The 14,231-nt window shown below is 72.9% G+C and carries 13 protein-coding genes; 9 read left to right on the forward strand and 4 right to left on the reverse strand.

Annotated features, from left to right (window positions below; all coding sequences use genetic code 11):
- The 6 genes from pdhA to IE255_RS26685 all read left to right on the forward strand — a co-directional run bounded on the left by pdhA (nucleotide 1) and on the right by IE255_RS26685 (nucleotide 7,162).
- Entirely contained in the window at nucleotides 1-1,146 is a 1,146-nt protein-coding gene (pdhA, locus tag IE255_RS26660) for a pyruvate dehydrogenase (acetyl-transferring) E1 component subunit alpha (protein ID WP_190052896.1), read from the forward strand.
- The gene (locus IE255_RS26665; protein WP_190052897.1) at nucleotides 1,143-2,147 is read left to right on the forward strand and encodes an alpha-ketoacid dehydrogenase subunit beta; all 1,005 of its coding nucleotides are present in this window, start codon (nucleotides 1,143-1,145) and stop codon (nucleotides 2,145-2,147) included. Before pdhA ends, IE255_RS26665 begins: the two co-directional genes overlap by 4 nt.
- Nucleotides 2,147-3,607 carry a dihydrolipoamide acetyltransferase family protein gene (locus tag IE255_RS26670; RefSeq protein ID WP_190052898.1) on the forward strand — a complete coding sequence of 487 codons (1,461 nt, stop codon included), beginning with the start codon at nucleotides 2,147-2,149 and terminating at the stop codon, nucleotides 3,605-3,607. The genes IE255_RS26665 and IE255_RS26670 overlap by 1 nt, the downstream gene beginning before the upstream one ends.
- A gap of 86 nt (nucleotides 3,608-3,693) precedes the next feature.
- On the forward strand, nucleotides 3,694-4,701 hold the full coding sequence (locus tag IE255_RS26675; protein WP_190052899.1) for an NTP transferase domain-containing protein: 1,008 nt from the start codon (nucleotides 3,694-3,696) through the stop codon (nucleotides 4,699-4,701).
- Complete coding sequence (locus tag IE255_RS26680; RefSeq protein WP_190052900.1) at nucleotides 4,698-6,068, forward strand: molybdopterin molybdotransferase MoeA; 1,371 nt, start codon at nucleotides 4,698-4,700, stop codon at nucleotides 6,066-6,068. The genes IE255_RS26675 and IE255_RS26680 overlap by 4 nt, the downstream gene beginning before the upstream one ends.
- Nucleotides 6,065-7,162 carry a potassium channel family protein gene (locus tag IE255_RS26685; RefSeq protein WP_190052901.1) on the forward strand — a complete coding sequence of 366 codons (1,098 nt, stop codon included), beginning with the start codon at nucleotides 6,065-6,067 and terminating at the stop codon, nucleotides 7,160-7,162. The genes IE255_RS26680 and IE255_RS26685 overlap by 4 nt, the downstream gene beginning before the upstream one ends.
- A 69-nt stretch (nucleotides 7,163-7,231) precedes the next feature.
- On the opposite strand, the gene IE255_RS26690 is transcribed toward IE255_RS26685, so the two are convergent.
- Both IE255_RS26690 and IE255_RS26695 read right to left on the reverse strand, forming a co-directional pair.
- A complete protein-coding gene (locus IE255_RS26690; protein ID WP_190052902.1) occupies nucleotides 7,232-8,080 on the reverse strand; it encodes an ABC transporter permease in 849 nt (282 codons plus the stop codon).
- Entirely contained in the window at nucleotides 8,077-9,096 is a 1,020-nt protein-coding gene (locus IE255_RS26695; protein WP_190052903.1) for an ATP-binding cassette domain-containing protein, read from the reverse strand. The genes IE255_RS26690 and IE255_RS26695 overlap by 4 nt, the downstream gene beginning before the upstream one ends.
- 169 nt (nucleotides 9,097-9,265) lie before the next feature.
- On the opposite strand from IE255_RS26695, the gene IE255_RS26700 reads away from it, so the two are divergent.
- Nucleotides 9,266-10,255, forward strand: a complete 990-nt coding sequence (locus tag IE255_RS26700) for an NAD(P)H-quinone oxidoreductase (RefSeq protein WP_190052904.1) — start codon at nucleotides 9,266-9,268, stop codon at nucleotides 10,253-10,255.
- A gap of 40 nt (nucleotides 10,256-10,295) precedes the next feature.
- On the opposite strand, the gene IE255_RS26705 is transcribed toward IE255_RS26700, so the two are convergent.
- Nucleotides 10,296-10,901, reverse strand: coding sequence for a hypothetical protein (locus IE255_RS26705; protein WP_229906599.1), 606 nt, complete (start codon nucleotides 10,899-10,901; stop codon nucleotides 10,296-10,298).
- Nucleotides 10,902-10,984: 83 nt separating this feature from the next.
- Between IE255_RS26705 and IE255_RS26710 the strand changes: the two genes are divergently transcribed.
- Nucleotides 10,985-11,554: a PadR family transcriptional regulator gene (locus IE255_RS26710; protein WP_190052905.1), complete on the forward strand. Its 570-nt coding sequence runs from the start codon at nucleotides 10,985-10,987 to the stop codon at nucleotides 11,552-11,554.
- An 85-nt stretch (nucleotides 11,555-11,639) separates the two neighbouring features.
- Complete coding sequence (locus tag IE255_RS26715; protein ID WP_190052906.1) at nucleotides 11,640-12,182, forward strand: bacterial proteasome activator family protein; 543 nt, start codon at nucleotides 11,640-11,642, stop codon at nucleotides 12,180-12,182.
- A gap of 117 nt (nucleotides 12,183-12,299) precedes the next feature.
- On the opposite strand, the gene IE255_RS26720 is transcribed toward IE255_RS26715, so the two are convergent.
- On the reverse strand, nucleotides 12,300-13,946 hold the full coding sequence (locus IE255_RS26720; protein ID WP_190052907.1) for a protein kinase domain-containing protein: 1,647 nt from the start codon (nucleotides 13,944-13,946) through the stop codon (nucleotides 12,300-12,302).
- Nucleotides 13,947-14,231 lie beyond the last annotated feature (285 nt).

The following is a 14,231-nucleotide window of genomic DNA, read 5'->3' on the forward strand; positions in this document are numbered from 1 at the left end:
ATGACGGTCATGGAGCAGCGGGGCGCGTACCGGCCGACCCCGCCGCCCGCCTGGCGACCCCGTACCGACCCCGCGCCGCTGCTGCCCGACGCGGAGCCGTACCGCGTCCTCGGCACCGAGGCGGCCGCGAAGGCCGACCCGGAGCTGCTGCGCCGGCTGTACGCGGAACTGGTGAAGGGCCGCCGCTACAACGCGCAGGCCACCGCGCTCACCAAGCAGGGCCGTCTCGCGGTCTACCCCTCCACCACCGGCCAGGAGGCCTGCGAGGTCGCCGCCGCGCTGGTCCTGAAGGAGCAGGACTGGCTCTTCCCGAGCTACCGCGACACGCTCGCCGTCGTGGCCCGCGGGGTGGACCCCGTCGAGGCGCTGACCCTGCTGCGCGGCGACTGGCACACCGGCTACGACCCGTACGAGCACCGGGTCGCCCCCCTGTGCACCCCGCTCGCCACCCAGCTGCCGCACGCCGTGGGCCTCGCGCACGCCGCCCGCCTCAAGGGCGACGACGTGGTCGCGCTGGCCATGGTGGGCGACGGCGGCACCAGCGAGGGCGACTTCCACGAGGCGCTGAACTTCGCCGCCGTCTGGCAGGCCCCGGTCGTCTTCCTCGTGCAGAACAACGGCTTCGCGATCTCCGTCCCGCTCGCCAAGCAGACCGCGGCCCCGTCGCTGGCCCACAAGGCCGTCGGCTACGGCATGCCCGGCCGCCTGGTCGACGGCAACGACGCCGCCGCCGTGCACGAGGTGCTCGCCGACGCCGTACGGCACGCGCGCGAGGGCGGCGGCCCCACCCTCGTCGAGGCCATCACCTACCGCGTCGACGCCCACACCAACGCCGACGACGCGACCCGCTACCGCGGTGACGCCGAGGTGGAGACCTGGCGCGCGCACGACCCGATCCAGCTGCTGGAGCGGGAGCTGACCGCGCGCGGCATGCTCGACGAGGCCGCCATCGAGGCCGCCCGGCAGGACGCCGAGACCCTGGCCGCGGCCCTGCGCGAGCGCATGAACCAGGACCCGGTCCTCGACCCCATGGACCTGTTCACCCACGTCTACGCCGAGCCCACCCCGCACCTGCGCGAGCAGCAGGAGCAGTTGCGGGCCGAGCTGGAGGCCGAGGCCGAGTCGGAGGGGAGCACGCACCGATGACCACCGTCGCCGTCAAGCCGGCCACCATGGCGCAGGCCCTCACGCGCGCGCTGCGCGACGCCATGGCCGCCGACCCCGCCGTGCACGTCATGGGCGAGGACGTCGGCACCCTCGGCGGCGTCTTCCGCGTCACCGACGGACTCGCCAAGGAGTTCGGCGAGGACCGCTGCACGGACACCCCGCTCGCGGAGGCGGGGATCCTGGGCACCGCGGTGGGCATGGCCATGTACGGCCTCAGGCCGGTCGTCGAGATGCAGTTCGACGCGTTCGCCTACCCGGCGTTCGAGCAGCTCATCTCCCATGTCTCGCGGATGCGCAACCGCACCCGCGGCTCGATGCCCCTGCCGATCACCATCCGCGTCCCGTACGGCGGCGGCATCGGCGGCGTCGAGCACCACAGCGACTCCTCCGAGGCGTACTACATGGCGACTCCGGGGCTCCATGTCGTCACGCCCGCCACGGTCGCCGACGCCTACGGGCTGCTGCGCGCCGCCATCGCCTCCGACGACCCCGTCGTCTTCCTGGAGCCCAAGCGGCTGTACTGGTCCAAGGACTCCTGGAACCCCGAGGAGCCCACGCCCGTTGAGCCGATAGGCCGCGCGGTGGTGCGGCGCTCGGGCCGGAGCGCCACGCTCATCACGTACGGGCCGTCCGTACCCGTCTGCATGGAGGCGGCCGAGGCGGCCCGGGCCGAGGGCTGGGACCTCGAAGTCGTCGACCTGCGCTCCCTGGTGCCGTTCGACGACGAGACGGTGTGCGCCTCGGTGCGGCGGACGGGACGCGCGGTCGTCGTCCACGAGTCGGGCTCCTTCGGGGGCCCGGGCGGGGAGATCGCTGCCCGGGTCACGGAGCGCTGCTTCCACCACCTGGAGGCGCCGGTGCTGCGGGTGGCCGGGTTCGACGTCCCGTATCCGCCGCCGATGCTGGAGCGCCACCACCTGCCCGGTGTGGACCGGATCCTGGATGCGGTGGGGCGTCTGCAGTGGGAGGCCGAGAGCTGATGGCACAGGTGCTGGAGTTCAAGCTGCCCGACCTCGGTGAGGGGCTGACCGAGGCGGAGATCGTGCGCTGGCTGGTCGAGGTCGGCGACGTGGTCGCCGTGGACCAGCCGGTCGTCGAGGTGGAGACGGCCAAGGCGATGGTCGAGGTCCCGTGCCCCTACGGCGGCGTGGTCACGGCCCGCTTCGGCGAGGAGGGCACGGAACTGCCCGTCGGGGCGCCGCTGATCACGGTGGCGGTGGGGGAGCGCCCGGCGTCCGGTGACGGCACGGCGGGAACCGAGGCCGAGGGCTCGGCTGGAGCCGGTGGCTCGGGCAACGTCCTCGTCGGCTACGGCACGTCCGAGGCACCCGCGCGGCGACGCAGGGTCCGGCCGGGACGGCCGGTGCCGGGCGTCTCCGCAGGGGCCGGGGAGAGCGGCGCGCGTCCCGGCGCGGGCGGGAGCGGTCGTGCCGACGCTGCCGCGCGCGGTCGTGCCCAGGCGGCTCCGGGCGGTCGTGCCGACGCGGCGGTACAGGCCGATGTCCGTGGCTCCACCGGAGTGGTGAACGGCCACACCGGCGACCCTGAGACCGACGACGGCCCCGTCCCCGTGATCTCGCCCCTGGTCCGCCGACTGGCCCGGCAGAACGGCCTGGACCTGCGCGAGCTGACCGGCTCCGGACCGGACGGGCTGATCCTGCGGGCGGACGTGGAGTACGCCCTGCGTGCCGTCGGCCGATCCGCCGCGACAGAGGCCCCCGCGGTCCAGCCGTCGACGACGGCGGCCCCCGGCGAGACCCGCACCCCCCTCAAGGGCGTCCGCGGCGCCGTCGCCGACAAGCTGGCGCGCAGCCGCCGGGAGATCCCGGACGCGACCTGCTGGGTGGACGCCGACGCCACGGAGCTGATGCGGGTGCGCACGGCCATGAACGCGGCCGGAGGACCGAAGATCTCCCTCCTGGCCCTGCTGGCCCGGATCTGCACGGCGGCGCTCGCCCGCTTCCCCGAGCTGAACGCCACGGTGGACGCGGAGGCCAGGGAGGTCGTCCGGTTCGACCACGTGCACCTGGGCTTCGCGGCGCAGACCGACCGGGGGCTCGTCGTCCCGGTCGTCCGGGACGCGCACGCGCGCGACGCCGAGTCGCTGACCGCCGAGTTCGCCCGGCTGACCGAGGCGGGCCGCGCCGGAACGCTGACTCCCGCGGAACTCACCGGCGGGACCTTCACGTTGAACAACTACGGCGTCTTCGGCGTCGACGGCTCCACGCCGATCATCAACCACCCCGAGGCCGCCATGCTCGGCGTCGGCCGCATCGTCCCCAAGCCCTGGGTGCACGAGGGCGAGCTGGCGGTGCGGCAGGTCGTCCAGCTCTCGCTCACCTTCGATCACCGGGTGTGCGACGGCGGCGTGGCGGGCGGCTTCCTGCGCTACGTGGCGGACTGCGTGGAACAGCCGGCGGTGCTGCTGCGGACGCTGTGATTCCTGTTCCTGGCGTGAGCAGGCGTCCTTGATCGCGCCGGTTCCCCCGCGTTCCGTGTGATCGCGGGGGCACGCATACTCGGGGTGTGACCGCCTTCGAGACCTCCGGAGAACCCGGCGCCGGCACCGGCCCCGGGCAGGGGTCGGACCCCGCCGCGTACGACGCCGTCGTGCTGGCCGGCGGTGCCGCCCGGCGTCTCGGCGGTGCCGACAAACCCGGAGTGCGCGTGGGCGGGCGGGCCCTGCTCGACCGTGTGCTCGCCGCGTGCGGTGGCGCCCGCACCACCGTCGTCGTCGCCGCGCCCCGGCCGACCGCGCGGCCCGTGACCTGGGCCCGCGAGGACCCGCCCGGTGGCGGGCCGCTCGCCGCGCTCGCCGCCGGGCTGCGGCCCACCACGGCGGAGCACGTCGTGGTGCTCTCGGCCGACCTGCCGTTCCTCCGGGAGCGGACGGTCGGACGGCTGCTGGGCACGCTCCGGGCGGGCGGGGCCGACGGCGTGCTGCTGACCGACCCCGACGGCCGCGACCAGCCGCTCGTGGCCGCGTACCGCACGCGGCGCCTGCACGAGACGCTCGCACGCCTCGCCGGCCGGCACGGCGGTCTGGACGGTCTGCCGCTGCGGCGCCTCATCGCCGAGCTGGATCTCACCCGCATCTCCGACCCCGTGGCGTCGTTCGACTGCGACACCTGGGACGACATCGCCACCGCCAGGGCACGCATCAGGGAGCATGGTCACGTGCTGGATGAATGGATTTCCGCCGTCAAGGACGAACTGGGGATCGACCTCGACGTCGACCCCCGCGGCCTGCTCGACCTCGCCCGCGACGCCGCCCACGGTGTGGACCGGCCCGCGGCGCCGCTGACCACCTTCCTCGTCGGCTACGCGGCCGCGCGGGCCGGCGGAGGCCCCGAGGCGGTCGCCGAGGCCGCCCGCAAGGCCGCGGCCCTCGCCGCCCGCTGGGCGGAGGAGAGCGCTGCGAGCACGGAGCAGGGCGCCGCGGGCGCGGAGGGCACCGCCGGTTCCCAGCCCGCCCGCCCCCAGGCCGACGTCGCCCCCGACGCGACGCCCGACACCCGCCCGGACGCCGGATGACCCCGCACGGCACCCGCGCCGGCGAGGACGCCGAGGACCTCGACGTCGAGGAGGTGCTCGCCCTCGTGAAGAACAGCAACGACAGCCATCCGCCCGCCCCCGCCGCACACGGTGAGACGGACCGCACCCGCACGCCGAACCGGCCGGACACCCGCCACCGCGCCACGCCCTGGCCCGAGGCCCGTGCCCACGCCGAACGCGCCGCCCGGAACACCATCCGGGCCGCCCGCCGCGCCCCCGTCTCCGTACCACTCAGCGCCGCCCTCGGCCTCACCCTGGCCGCCCCGCTCGACGCCCTCACCGACCTGCCCTCCTTCGACACCTCCGCGATGGACGGCTGGGCGGTCGCCGGCCCCGCCCCCTGGGCCGTACGGGACGAGGGCGTCCTGGCCGGACACGCCGCGCCCGAGGCCCTCACCGACGGGGAGGCCGTCCGGATCGCCACCGGCGCCCGCATCCCGCCGGACACCACCGCCGTCCTGCGCAGCGAGCACGGCCGCACTGACGACAAGGGCCGCCTGCACGCGACCCGAGAGGTCGTCCCCGGCCAGGACATCCGCCCGCGCGGCCAGGAATGCCGCGACGGCGACCAGCTCCTTCCCGTCGGCACCCTCGTCACCCCGGCCGTACTCGGGCTCGCCGCGGCGGCCGGATACGACACCGTCACCGCCGTCCCCCTGCCCCGCGTCGCGGTCCTGGTCCTCGGCGACGAGCTGCTCACCGAAGGGCGCCCGCACGACGGCCTGATCCGGGACGCCCTCGGCCCGATGCTGCCGCCCTGGCTGCGGGCGCTGGGAGCCGAGGTCACCGCCGTACGGCGGATCCGCGACGACGCCGACGCCCTGCACGAGGCGATCGCCACGGCCGACGCCGACGTCGTCGTCACCACCGGCGGCACCGCCGCGGGCCCCGTCGACCACGTCCACCCCACGCTGCGCCGCATCGGCGCCGAACTCCTGGTGGACGGCGTCAAGGTGCGCCCGGGCCACCCCATGCTGCTGGCCCGCGTCACGGAGACCCAGCATCTCGTCGGCCTGCCGGGCAACCCGCTCGCCGCGGTCTCCGGCCTGCTGACCCTCGCCGAGCCGCTGCTGCGGACCCTCGCGGCCCGCCCGGCCCCGGAGCCGTACACGCTGCCGCTCAGGGACGCCGTGCAGGGCCACCCGTACGACACCCGGCTCGTCCCCGTCGTGCTGCGCGGCGACGAGGCCGCGCCGCTGCACTACAACGGCCCGGCCATGCTCCGCGGCATCGCGGCGGCCGACGCGCTGGCCGTCGTACCACCGGGCGGCATCCGCCCCGGGCAGGAGGCGGAACTGCTCGACCTGCCCTGGGCGTCCGGAGGAATCGGGGTGTGTTTCACGTGAAACTTCCGGGCCAGGACGCGATCGCCCGCCAGGCGGACGAGCATCTGGTGACCCATCGGGTGAAACTCCCGAGGAAAGTGGTGGAACATCCGATCCGCCAGGTCGCCAAGCGGCTCTCCATGGCCCTGGTGGTCCTCGTCGCCACCGCGCTGATCGTCTACGCCGACCGCGACGGCTACAACGACAACGCGGGCGGCGGCCTCACCCTCCTCGACGCCTTCTACTACGCGACCGTCACCCTCTCCACTACCGGCTACGGCGACATCACCCCCGCCGGCGATGCCGCCCGGCTCACGAACATCCTCATCGTCACGCCTCTGCGCGTGCTGTTCCTGATCATCCTGGTCGGCACCACCCTCGAGGCCCTCACCGAACGCACCCGGGAGGAGTGGCGACTGACCCGCTGGAGGTCCACGTTGCGCGATCACACCGTCGTCATCGGCTTTGGCACGAAGGGCAGGTCGGCGATCCGGACCGTCTGCGCGACGGGCCTGAAGAAGGAGCAGGTCGTCGTGGTCGACCCGAGCTCCAAGGTGATCGATGCCGCGACCGCCGAGGGCTACACGGGCATCGTCGGGGACGCGACCCGCAGCGAGGTGCTCAAGCGGGCCGAGGTCCACAAGGCACGGCAGATCATCATCGCGACCCAGCGCGACGACACGGCGGTCCTGGTGACGCTGACGGCCCGACAGCTCAACCGCGGGGCGAAGATCGTCGCCACGGTGCGGGAGGAGGAGAACGCGCCGCTGGTCAAGCAGTCCGGCGCCGACGCCGTCATCACCAGCGCCAGCGCCGCAGGGCGTCTGCTCGGCCTGTCCGTGCTCAGCCCCTCCGCCGGCATGGTGATGGAGGACCTCATCCAGCAGGGCAGCGGGCTCGACATCGTCGAACGGCCGGTCGTCAAGGCCGAGGTGGGCAAGACGCCTCGGGAGGTCGCCGACCTGGTGGTGAGTGTCATACGCGGGCACCGGGTGCTCGGCTACGACGATCCGGCCGTCGGGAGGCTGGAGTTGACCGACCGGCTCATCACGATCGTGCGGAAGACACCGGCCACCCAGGTCACGCCCGACATCCGCCCCATGTCACGCGACTGACCGGCGCGGCACCGGACAGCCGGCCGCCCGCACCCACCTCGTGCGCGACGGCCGGCCAGGGTCCCAGGGCTACTTCCGGTTGTACAGCCGCATCGTGACCGGCCCGAAGACCAGCAGGAACAGCCCGGCCCAGCCCAGCGTCCAGGCGACCTCGCCGGCCGGCCAGTCGCCGCCCATCAGACCGCGCACCGCCGACGCCAGATGGGTGATGGGGCTGTTGTTGACGAAGGCCTGGAGCCAGCCCGGCATGGTCTTCGGGTCGACGAAGACGTTGGACAGGAAGGTGAGCGGGAAGATCACCATCATGCTGACGCCCATCACCGACTTCTCGGTGCGCAGCATCAGCCCGAACATCGTCCAGATCCACGAGAACGCGAACGAGAACAGCACCAGCAGGGCGATCCCGGCGAGCACACCGGCGATCCCGCCGTCCGGCCGGTAGCCGAGGATGATGCCGACGGTGAGCATCACGACCGACGCGATCGTGTAGCGCAGGGCGTCGCCGAGCAGATAGCCCACCATCGTGGACGGCCGCCAGATCGGCAGGCTGCGGAACCGGTCGAAGACGCCCTTCTCGATGTCGGTGTTCACCGAGACGCCCGTGTACATCGTGATCATCACGACCGACATCACGAGGATGCCCGGCAGCAGGAACTGGATGTACTCCTTCGGCGAACCGGCCAGCGCCCCGCCGAACAGGTACGTGTACATCAGCACCATCATGATCGGGAACGCCGTGACGTCGAAGAGCTGCTCCGGCACGTGCTTGATCTTCAGGATCGCCCGCCAGCCGAAGGTCATCGAGGCCGACCAGGCGCTGGGCCGCGGCGGCCGCTCCTTGGCGATGAGCAGCGCGGCGAGGGACTCGGCGCTGACCGGGGCGAGTTCCTTGCTCTCGGTGGTCGTCGCGGTGCTCATGCCGCCACCTCGTCCTTCGGGTCGTCGGAGCGGTCGGAGGAGTCGTGCGTGTCATGGCCGGTGAGGGCGAGGAACACCTCGTCCAGGCTGGGCTGGCCCAGCGAGAAGTTGTCGACGGTGATCCCGGCACGGGCCAGCTCGCTCAGTGCGCGGGCCGCCTGCTCGGCCGCGGTGTCGTCGCTGGCCGCCGTACCGAGCCGGGCGGTCAGGGCCACCGGGTCGGGCTCCTGCTGCACCTGCGCGTCCAGGGCCCGGCGCAGCAGGTCGGCCGCGACGGTCCGCTGCCCGGGGTCCCGGAGCCGCAGATGGACGGATCCGGCGCCGACGGACGACTTCAGCTCGCCCTTGGTGCCCTCGGCGATCACCCGGCCGCGGTCGATGACGGCGATCCGGGACGCCAGCTGGTCGGCCTCGTCCAGATACTGCGTGGTCAGCAGCACCGTGGTGCCCTGGGCGACCACGGCCCGCACGATGTCCCACACCTGGTTGCGGCTGCGCGGGTCCAGGCCGGTCGTCGGCTCGTCGAGGAACAGCAGGTCCGGGGTGTTGAGGATGGACGCGGCGATGTCGATGCGGCGCCGCATGCCGCCCGAGTAGTGCTTGACCTGCTTCCCGGCCGCCTCCGTGAGCCCGAAGGCCTCCAGCAGCTGGGCGGCACGCTCGCGGGCGGCCTTCTTGTGGTGGCCGAGCAGCCGGCCCAGCAGGACCAGGTTCTCGGTGCCGGTGAGGTCCTCGTCGACCGAGGCGTACTGGCCGGTGAGGCTCACCCTGCCGCGCACCTCGTCGGCCTCGCGGACGATGTCGTGGCCGAAGACATGGGCCTCGCCGCCGTCCGGCCGCAGGAGCGTGGCGAGCATCTTCACGGTGGTGGTCTTGCCGGCGCCGTTCGGGCCGAGGACGCCGTAGACCGTGCCCGCGGGCACGGACAGGTCAACTCCGTCGACCGCCCTCGTCTCACCGAAGGTCTTCACCAGGCCGGCGGTCTCGATCGCCAGACCGGACGTCTGCGTGCTCATACTTCGGGTCCTTCCGAGTACCTGGGCTACGCATGGGGAGACCTTCACCGTCGCCCAAACTCATCGGTCCCGCACAGGGAAGTTCGCCAGGACCGGTCCAATGACGTAGGCGGGCGGGCCCGGGGACGGAGCGGACTCGGTCCGGGGACCTAGGGGTAGCGTCCTTCTCATGCATGCGATCACGATTCCCGAACCCGGTGGGCCCGAGGCGCTGGTCTGGGACGAGGTCCCGGATCCCGTGCCCGGCGAGGGCGAGGTCCTGGTCGAGGTGACGGCCGGCGCCGTCAACCGGGCCGACCTCCTGCAACGGCAGGGCTTCTACGACCCGCCGCCCGGCGCGTCCCCCTACCCCGGCCTGGAGTGCTCCGGGCGGATCACCGAGATCGGCCCCGGCGTCTCCGGCTGGAACGTCGGCGACGAGGTGTGCGCGCTGCTCGCCGGCGGCGGTTACGCCGAGAAGGTGGTCGTCCCGGCCGGACAGCTGCTGCCCGTGCCCGAGGGGGTCGAGCTGACCCACGCCGCGGCCCTGCCCGAGGTGGTCTGCACCGTCTGGTCGAACGTCTTCATGATCGCCCACCTGCGCCCCGGCGAGACGCTCCTCGTGCACGGCGGCTCCAGCGGCATCGGCACCATGGCCATCCAGCTCGCCAAGACCGTCGGCGCCCGGGTCGCCGTCACGGCCGGGACCAAGGAGAAGCTGGACCGGTGCGCCGAGCTGGGCGCCGACATCCTGATCAACTACCGCGAGCAGGACTTCGTCGAAGAGATCAGGAAGGCCACGGACGGCGCGGGTGCCGACGTCATCCTCGACAACATGGGCGCCAAGTACCTGGAGCGCAACGTCAAGGCCCTCGCCGTCAACGGCCGGCTCGCGATCATCGGCATGCAGGGCGGCGTCAAGGGCGAGCTGAACCTCGGAGCCCTGCTCGCCAAGCGCGCCGCCATCACCGCGGCGTCCCTGCGCGCCCGGCCCCTGGAGGAGAAGGCGGCCATCGTCGCGGCCGTGCGCGAACACGTCTGGCCCCTGTTCACCGGCGGCCGTCTCCGCCCGGTCGTCGACCGCGAACTCCCGATGCCGGAGGCGGCCGCCGCGCACCGCGTCGTGGAGGAGAGCGGCCACATCGGAAAGGTGCTGCTGATCGCCCCGCAGGGGGCCTGACAGCCGAGCCATGCCGACAGCGGCGTTTCTGGGACCGTCCCTAGACCCGCCGCAACCGCAGCGCGACGAACGCGAGGCCCAGTCCCAGCCCGATCAGCACCAGCCCGCCGCCCAGCGGCAGGATGCGCAGGACCGGCCCGTTGGGACGCTCGGTGGTCGCGGCCTCGCGTACCGGCTGCTCCGTCGGCGCGGAGGGCACCGGCGCGGCCTCCCGGGACGCCTCGGGTGCGGCGCTGGGGGCGTCGGCCTCCGGCCGCTCCTCGGTGTCCTGCGGCCGCCCCGGCCGCTCCCGCCCCTCACCCGCCCTGCTCCCGGCCCTCGAGGGCTCGCCGGGCGCGGAGGGGGCGGACGGCGCGGGCAGGGCGGACGGCGCGGACGGTGCAGTGGGGGCGGCGGCGACCGCACCGGCCCCGGCCTCTATGTCGTACGTGAGAACAGCGTCGTACGTGAGAACAGCGTCGTACCTGAGAACAGCGTCGTACGTGAGAACAGCACCGTGGGACGGAACGGATCCGTAGGGTGAGACGACCGCGCCCGCCCCCAGGGCGGCCACCAGTCCGGCCGCCCGCAGTGCGCGTAGCCATGGAGTCACGTTGGTGACCCCCTCCCGCCGTGCCCGGTAGGGCAGATCGGCAAGTTCGGTCATATCGAGGCAATCAGCCTCACATTCCCCCGGACATCCGGCATTCCGGGTTCGGCCGACGGGCGGAATCGCTGCACAATCCGGTTATGTCGATACGTCACGGGCTGCTGGCGCTCCTGGCGGCCGGCCCCCGCTACGGCGCCCGCCTGCGCACGGACTTCGAGACCCGCACCGGCGGGACCTGGCCGCTGAACATCGGGCAGGTCTACACGACGCTGGGCCGCCTGGAGCGGGACGGCATGGTGGTCCAGGACGGCGTCGACGAGGCGGGCAGGGCGCTGTACACGCTCACCGAGGCGGGCCGCGACGAGCTGCGGTCCTGGTACGCGCGCCCCGTGGAGCGGGCCGGGCCGCCGCGCGACGAGCTGGCGATCAAGCTGGTCATGGCGGTCGGCGCGGACGGCGTCGACGTACGGGAGGTCGTCGAGGCCCAGCGCCGGCACGTGACGCGGGCGCTGCACGACCATGTGCGGCAGCGGGCCGAGGCCCTGGCCGGGGCGCACGAGCACCCCCAGGAGATGGCCCGGCTGCTCGTCCTCGAACAGCTCGTCCTCCAGGCCGAGGCCGAGGTCCGCTGGCTGGACCACTGCGAAGCCCGCCTGATCCGTTTCACCCGCGAGGGGGAACCGCCCGCCGGGGAGCAACCCGGGGCCTGAGGAACACGTCTCCTCCAGCACGGTGGATCAGCCTCCCGTGGGGGCACCACGGAGGTGAGGTGCAGGCGTGCGAGAGAATGGCGGCATGGAGATGCCGAGGAACGAAAGGTCGCCGGAGAACCCGCAGATCCTGGTCGTGGGCCAGGACGGCATGGCGCTCGGCGGCGGCAGCGGAGACGAGGAGTCCCGCGAGACCCCGGTCACGGAACAGGTGGAGCAGCCCGCCAAGGTCATGCGCATCGGCAGCATGATCAAGCAGCTTCTCGAAGAGGTGCGCGCTGCTCCCCTGGACGAGGCAAGCCGGGTCCGGCTCAAGGAGATCCACGCCAGTTCGGTGAAGGAGCTGGAGGACGGTCTGGCGCCCGAGCTGGTCGAGGAGCTGGAGCGGCTCTCCCTGCCCTTCACGGACGAGGCGACCCCGAGCGACGCGGAACTGCGCATCGCGCAGGCCCAGCTGGTCGGCTGGCTGGAGGGGCTGTTCCACGGCATCCAGACCACGCTGTTCGCCCAGCAGATGGCGGCCCGCGCCCAGCTGGAGCAGATGCGCCGCGCCCTCCCGCCGGGCATGAGCCACGACGGCCTCGACGAGCAGCACCCGGGCGGCCGTTCGGGCGGCCCGTACCTGTAGACCGCCAGGGACCCTGTAGACCTCCAGAGACCCTGTAGACCTCCAGGGACGAAAAAGGGGCCCGGCGGCCGAAGCCGCCGGGCCCCTTCTCATGTCCGGGCCGTCATGTCCGGGCCGTCAGGACGGCGGGTTGCCCGTCGAGACGCTGAGCTCGATCTCGGGCATGTTCTCCGGGTCGACGTCGGTGTCGGCGGACGGGAACTGGTTCATGACGGTGCCGTCGCCGTAGGTGTTCTCGTCCACGTCCGTGGTCTTCAGCTGCCAGCCGGCCGCCTGGAGACAGGCCTTGACCGACGTGATGTTCTTGAACTTGAAGTCCGGGATCTGGATCTTGTCGGGGTCGTTGTACGACTCCCGCGGCTCCGTGCACTCCTCCGTGTCGATCGTCTTGGCGGTGTCCGGACCGCGGTAGCCGGGCTTCTTGGCCGCGGAAGCCGACGCCGACGCGCTCGCGCCGCCGCCCCCGCCCTGGTTGTCCTCGCCGCCGCTCAGCAGGAGCGCGGTGACCAGGCCGCCGACCGCGACGACGGACACGATGATCGAGCCGATGATCACCGGCCGGTTGCCCCTGCCACCGCCCGAGGCGGCCGGCGCGGTCTGGGGCGTGAGGTTGTACGGCGGCGGCGTCGACGGGCCCGGCTGCGGGGAGTACGCGGCCGGGGACGGCGTCTGGTAGCCGCCCTGCTGCGGATAGCCGTAGGCCGGGGACGGCGCCGACGGGGCGGGCGTGCCGTACGGGTTCGGGGGCGGGGTCGGCTGGTACGGCGTCTGGACCTGGCCCGAGGGCGCCGGGGTCGCCTGGTCGACCGGCGGGAAGACGGCCGAGCCGACGCCCGCGCCGCTCGGGGTCTGCGCCCCCGGGACGATGCTGGGCGGCGCGGCCCGGAAGGACGCCGCCACGCGCAGGCACTCGTCGCGCATGGCCTCGGCGCTGGGGAAGCGCTCGTTCGGGTTCTTCTTCAGCGCGCGGGCGATCAGGGCGTCCACGGCCGGCGGCAGCGCGCGGTTGACCGAGGACGGAACCGGCGGTTCCTCCTGCACGTGCGCGTAGGCGATGGCCAGCGGCGAGTCCGCGTCGAACGGCAGCCGCCCGGTGACCAGTTGGAACAGCATGATGCCGACCGAGTAGAGGTCGGAGCGGGCGTCCACGCCGCGGCCGAGGGCCTGTTCCGGCGAGAGGTACTGCGGGGTGCCGACGACCATGCCGGTCTGCGTCATCGACGTCACACCGGACTGCATGGCGCGGGCGATGCCGAAGTCCATGACCTTGACCACGCCGCGCTTGGTCATCATCACGTTGCCCGGCTTGATGTCGCGGTGGACCAGCCCCATCTCGTGGCTGATCTCCAGCGCGGCCATCACATCGGCGGTGATCTTCAGTGCCTTGTCGGCGGGCATCGCCCCCTGCTGCCGGATGTCCTCGTCGAGCACCGAGCCGAGCGGGCGGCCCTCGACGTACTCCATGACGATGTACGGCGTCGTCATGCCGTCGAGGGTGTCCTCGCCGGTGTCGAAGACCGAGACGATGTTGGTGTGCGTGAGCTTGGCCACGGACTGGGCCTCGCGGCGGAACCGCTCGCGGAAGGCCTGTTCCCGTCCGAGATCGGTGTGAAGTGTCTTGATCGCGACCTGTCGGTCGAGCACGCTGTCGTAGGCGAGGTGCACCGAGGCCATGCCGCCCTGGCCGAGGAGGTCACGCAGCTGATAGCGGCCACTGGCGAGCGCCCGCCCCGTGTACTGGCCCTGTGCGCCGTCCTGGCTCATGTTCCCTGTCCCCCGTAGCCCTTGAAGGCGCCGCCGACCGTCGCTGATCCGTCGTTGATCCAACCGCCATTCCCGGCCAAGTCTGCCCCAGGGCACTGACACGTCAAGCGCGGTGCCCGTTCCGTGACCGTACGCGAAGGAAGCGTCGCGGAAGCGTTACAGGGGGCGTACGGCCGGTGCACAGAATTTGCACGACAGTGCGGAGTGAAGGTTTCATGGCCGGTCCGTCCCGTGCCGGTCCTGGCACCCGTCTCGGACCGGAGGCTTGCGCGGAGGCTGTAGCGT

Source organism: Streptomyces lomondensis (genome assembly GCF_014651035.1).
GTDB classification, from domain to species: Bacteria; Actinomycetota; Actinomycetes; order Streptomycetales; family Streptomycetaceae; genus Streptomyces; species Streptomyces lomondensis.

What these genes read in the sequence shown, in the direction of transcription:
- pdhA (WP_190052896.1), top strand. Translation starts at nt 1, where the DNA reads ATGACGGTCATGGAGCAGCGGGGCGCGTACCGGCCGACCCCGCCGCCC.
- IE255_RS26705 (WP_229906599.1), bottom strand. Translation starts at nt 10,901, where the DNA reads ATGACCGAACTTGCCGATCTGCCCTACCGGGCACGGCGGGAGGGGGTC.
- IE255_RS26665 (WP_190052897.1), top strand. Translation starts at nt 1,143, where the DNA reads ATGACCACCGTCGCCGTCAAGCCGGCCACCATGGCGCAGGCCCTCACG.
- IE255_RS26690 (WP_190052902.1), bottom strand. Translation starts at nt 8,080, where the DNA reads ATGAGCACCGCGACGACCACCGAGAGCAAGGAACTCGCCCCGGTCAGC.
- IE255_RS26680 (WP_190052900.1), top strand. Translation starts at nt 4,698, where the DNA reads ATGACCCCGCACGGCACCCGCGCCGGCGAGGACGCCGAGGACCTCGAC.
- IE255_RS26715 (WP_190052906.1), top strand. Translation starts at nt 11,640, where the DNA reads ATGGAGATGCCGAGGAACGAAAGGTCGCCGGAGAACCCGCAGATCCTG.
- IE255_RS26700 (WP_190052904.1), top strand. Translation starts at nt 9,266, where the DNA reads ATGCATGCGATCACGATTCCCGAACCCGGTGGGCCCGAGGCGCTGGTC.
- IE255_RS26695 (WP_190052903.1), bottom strand. Translation starts at nt 9,096, where the DNA reads ATGAGCACGCAGACGTCCGGTCTGGCGATCGAGACCGCCGGCCTGGTG.
- IE255_RS26670 (WP_190052898.1), top strand. Translation starts at nt 2,147, where the DNA reads ATGGCACAGGTGCTGGAGTTCAAGCTGCCCGACCTCGGTGAGGGGCTG.
- IE255_RS26710 (WP_190052905.1), top strand. Translation starts at nt 10,985, where the DNA reads ATGTCGATACGTCACGGGCTGCTGGCGCTCCTGGCGGCCGGCCCCCGC.
- IE255_RS26720 (WP_190052907.1), bottom strand. Translation starts at nt 13,946, where the DNA reads ATGAGCCAGGACGGCGCACAGGGCCAGTACACGGGGCGGGCGCTCGCC.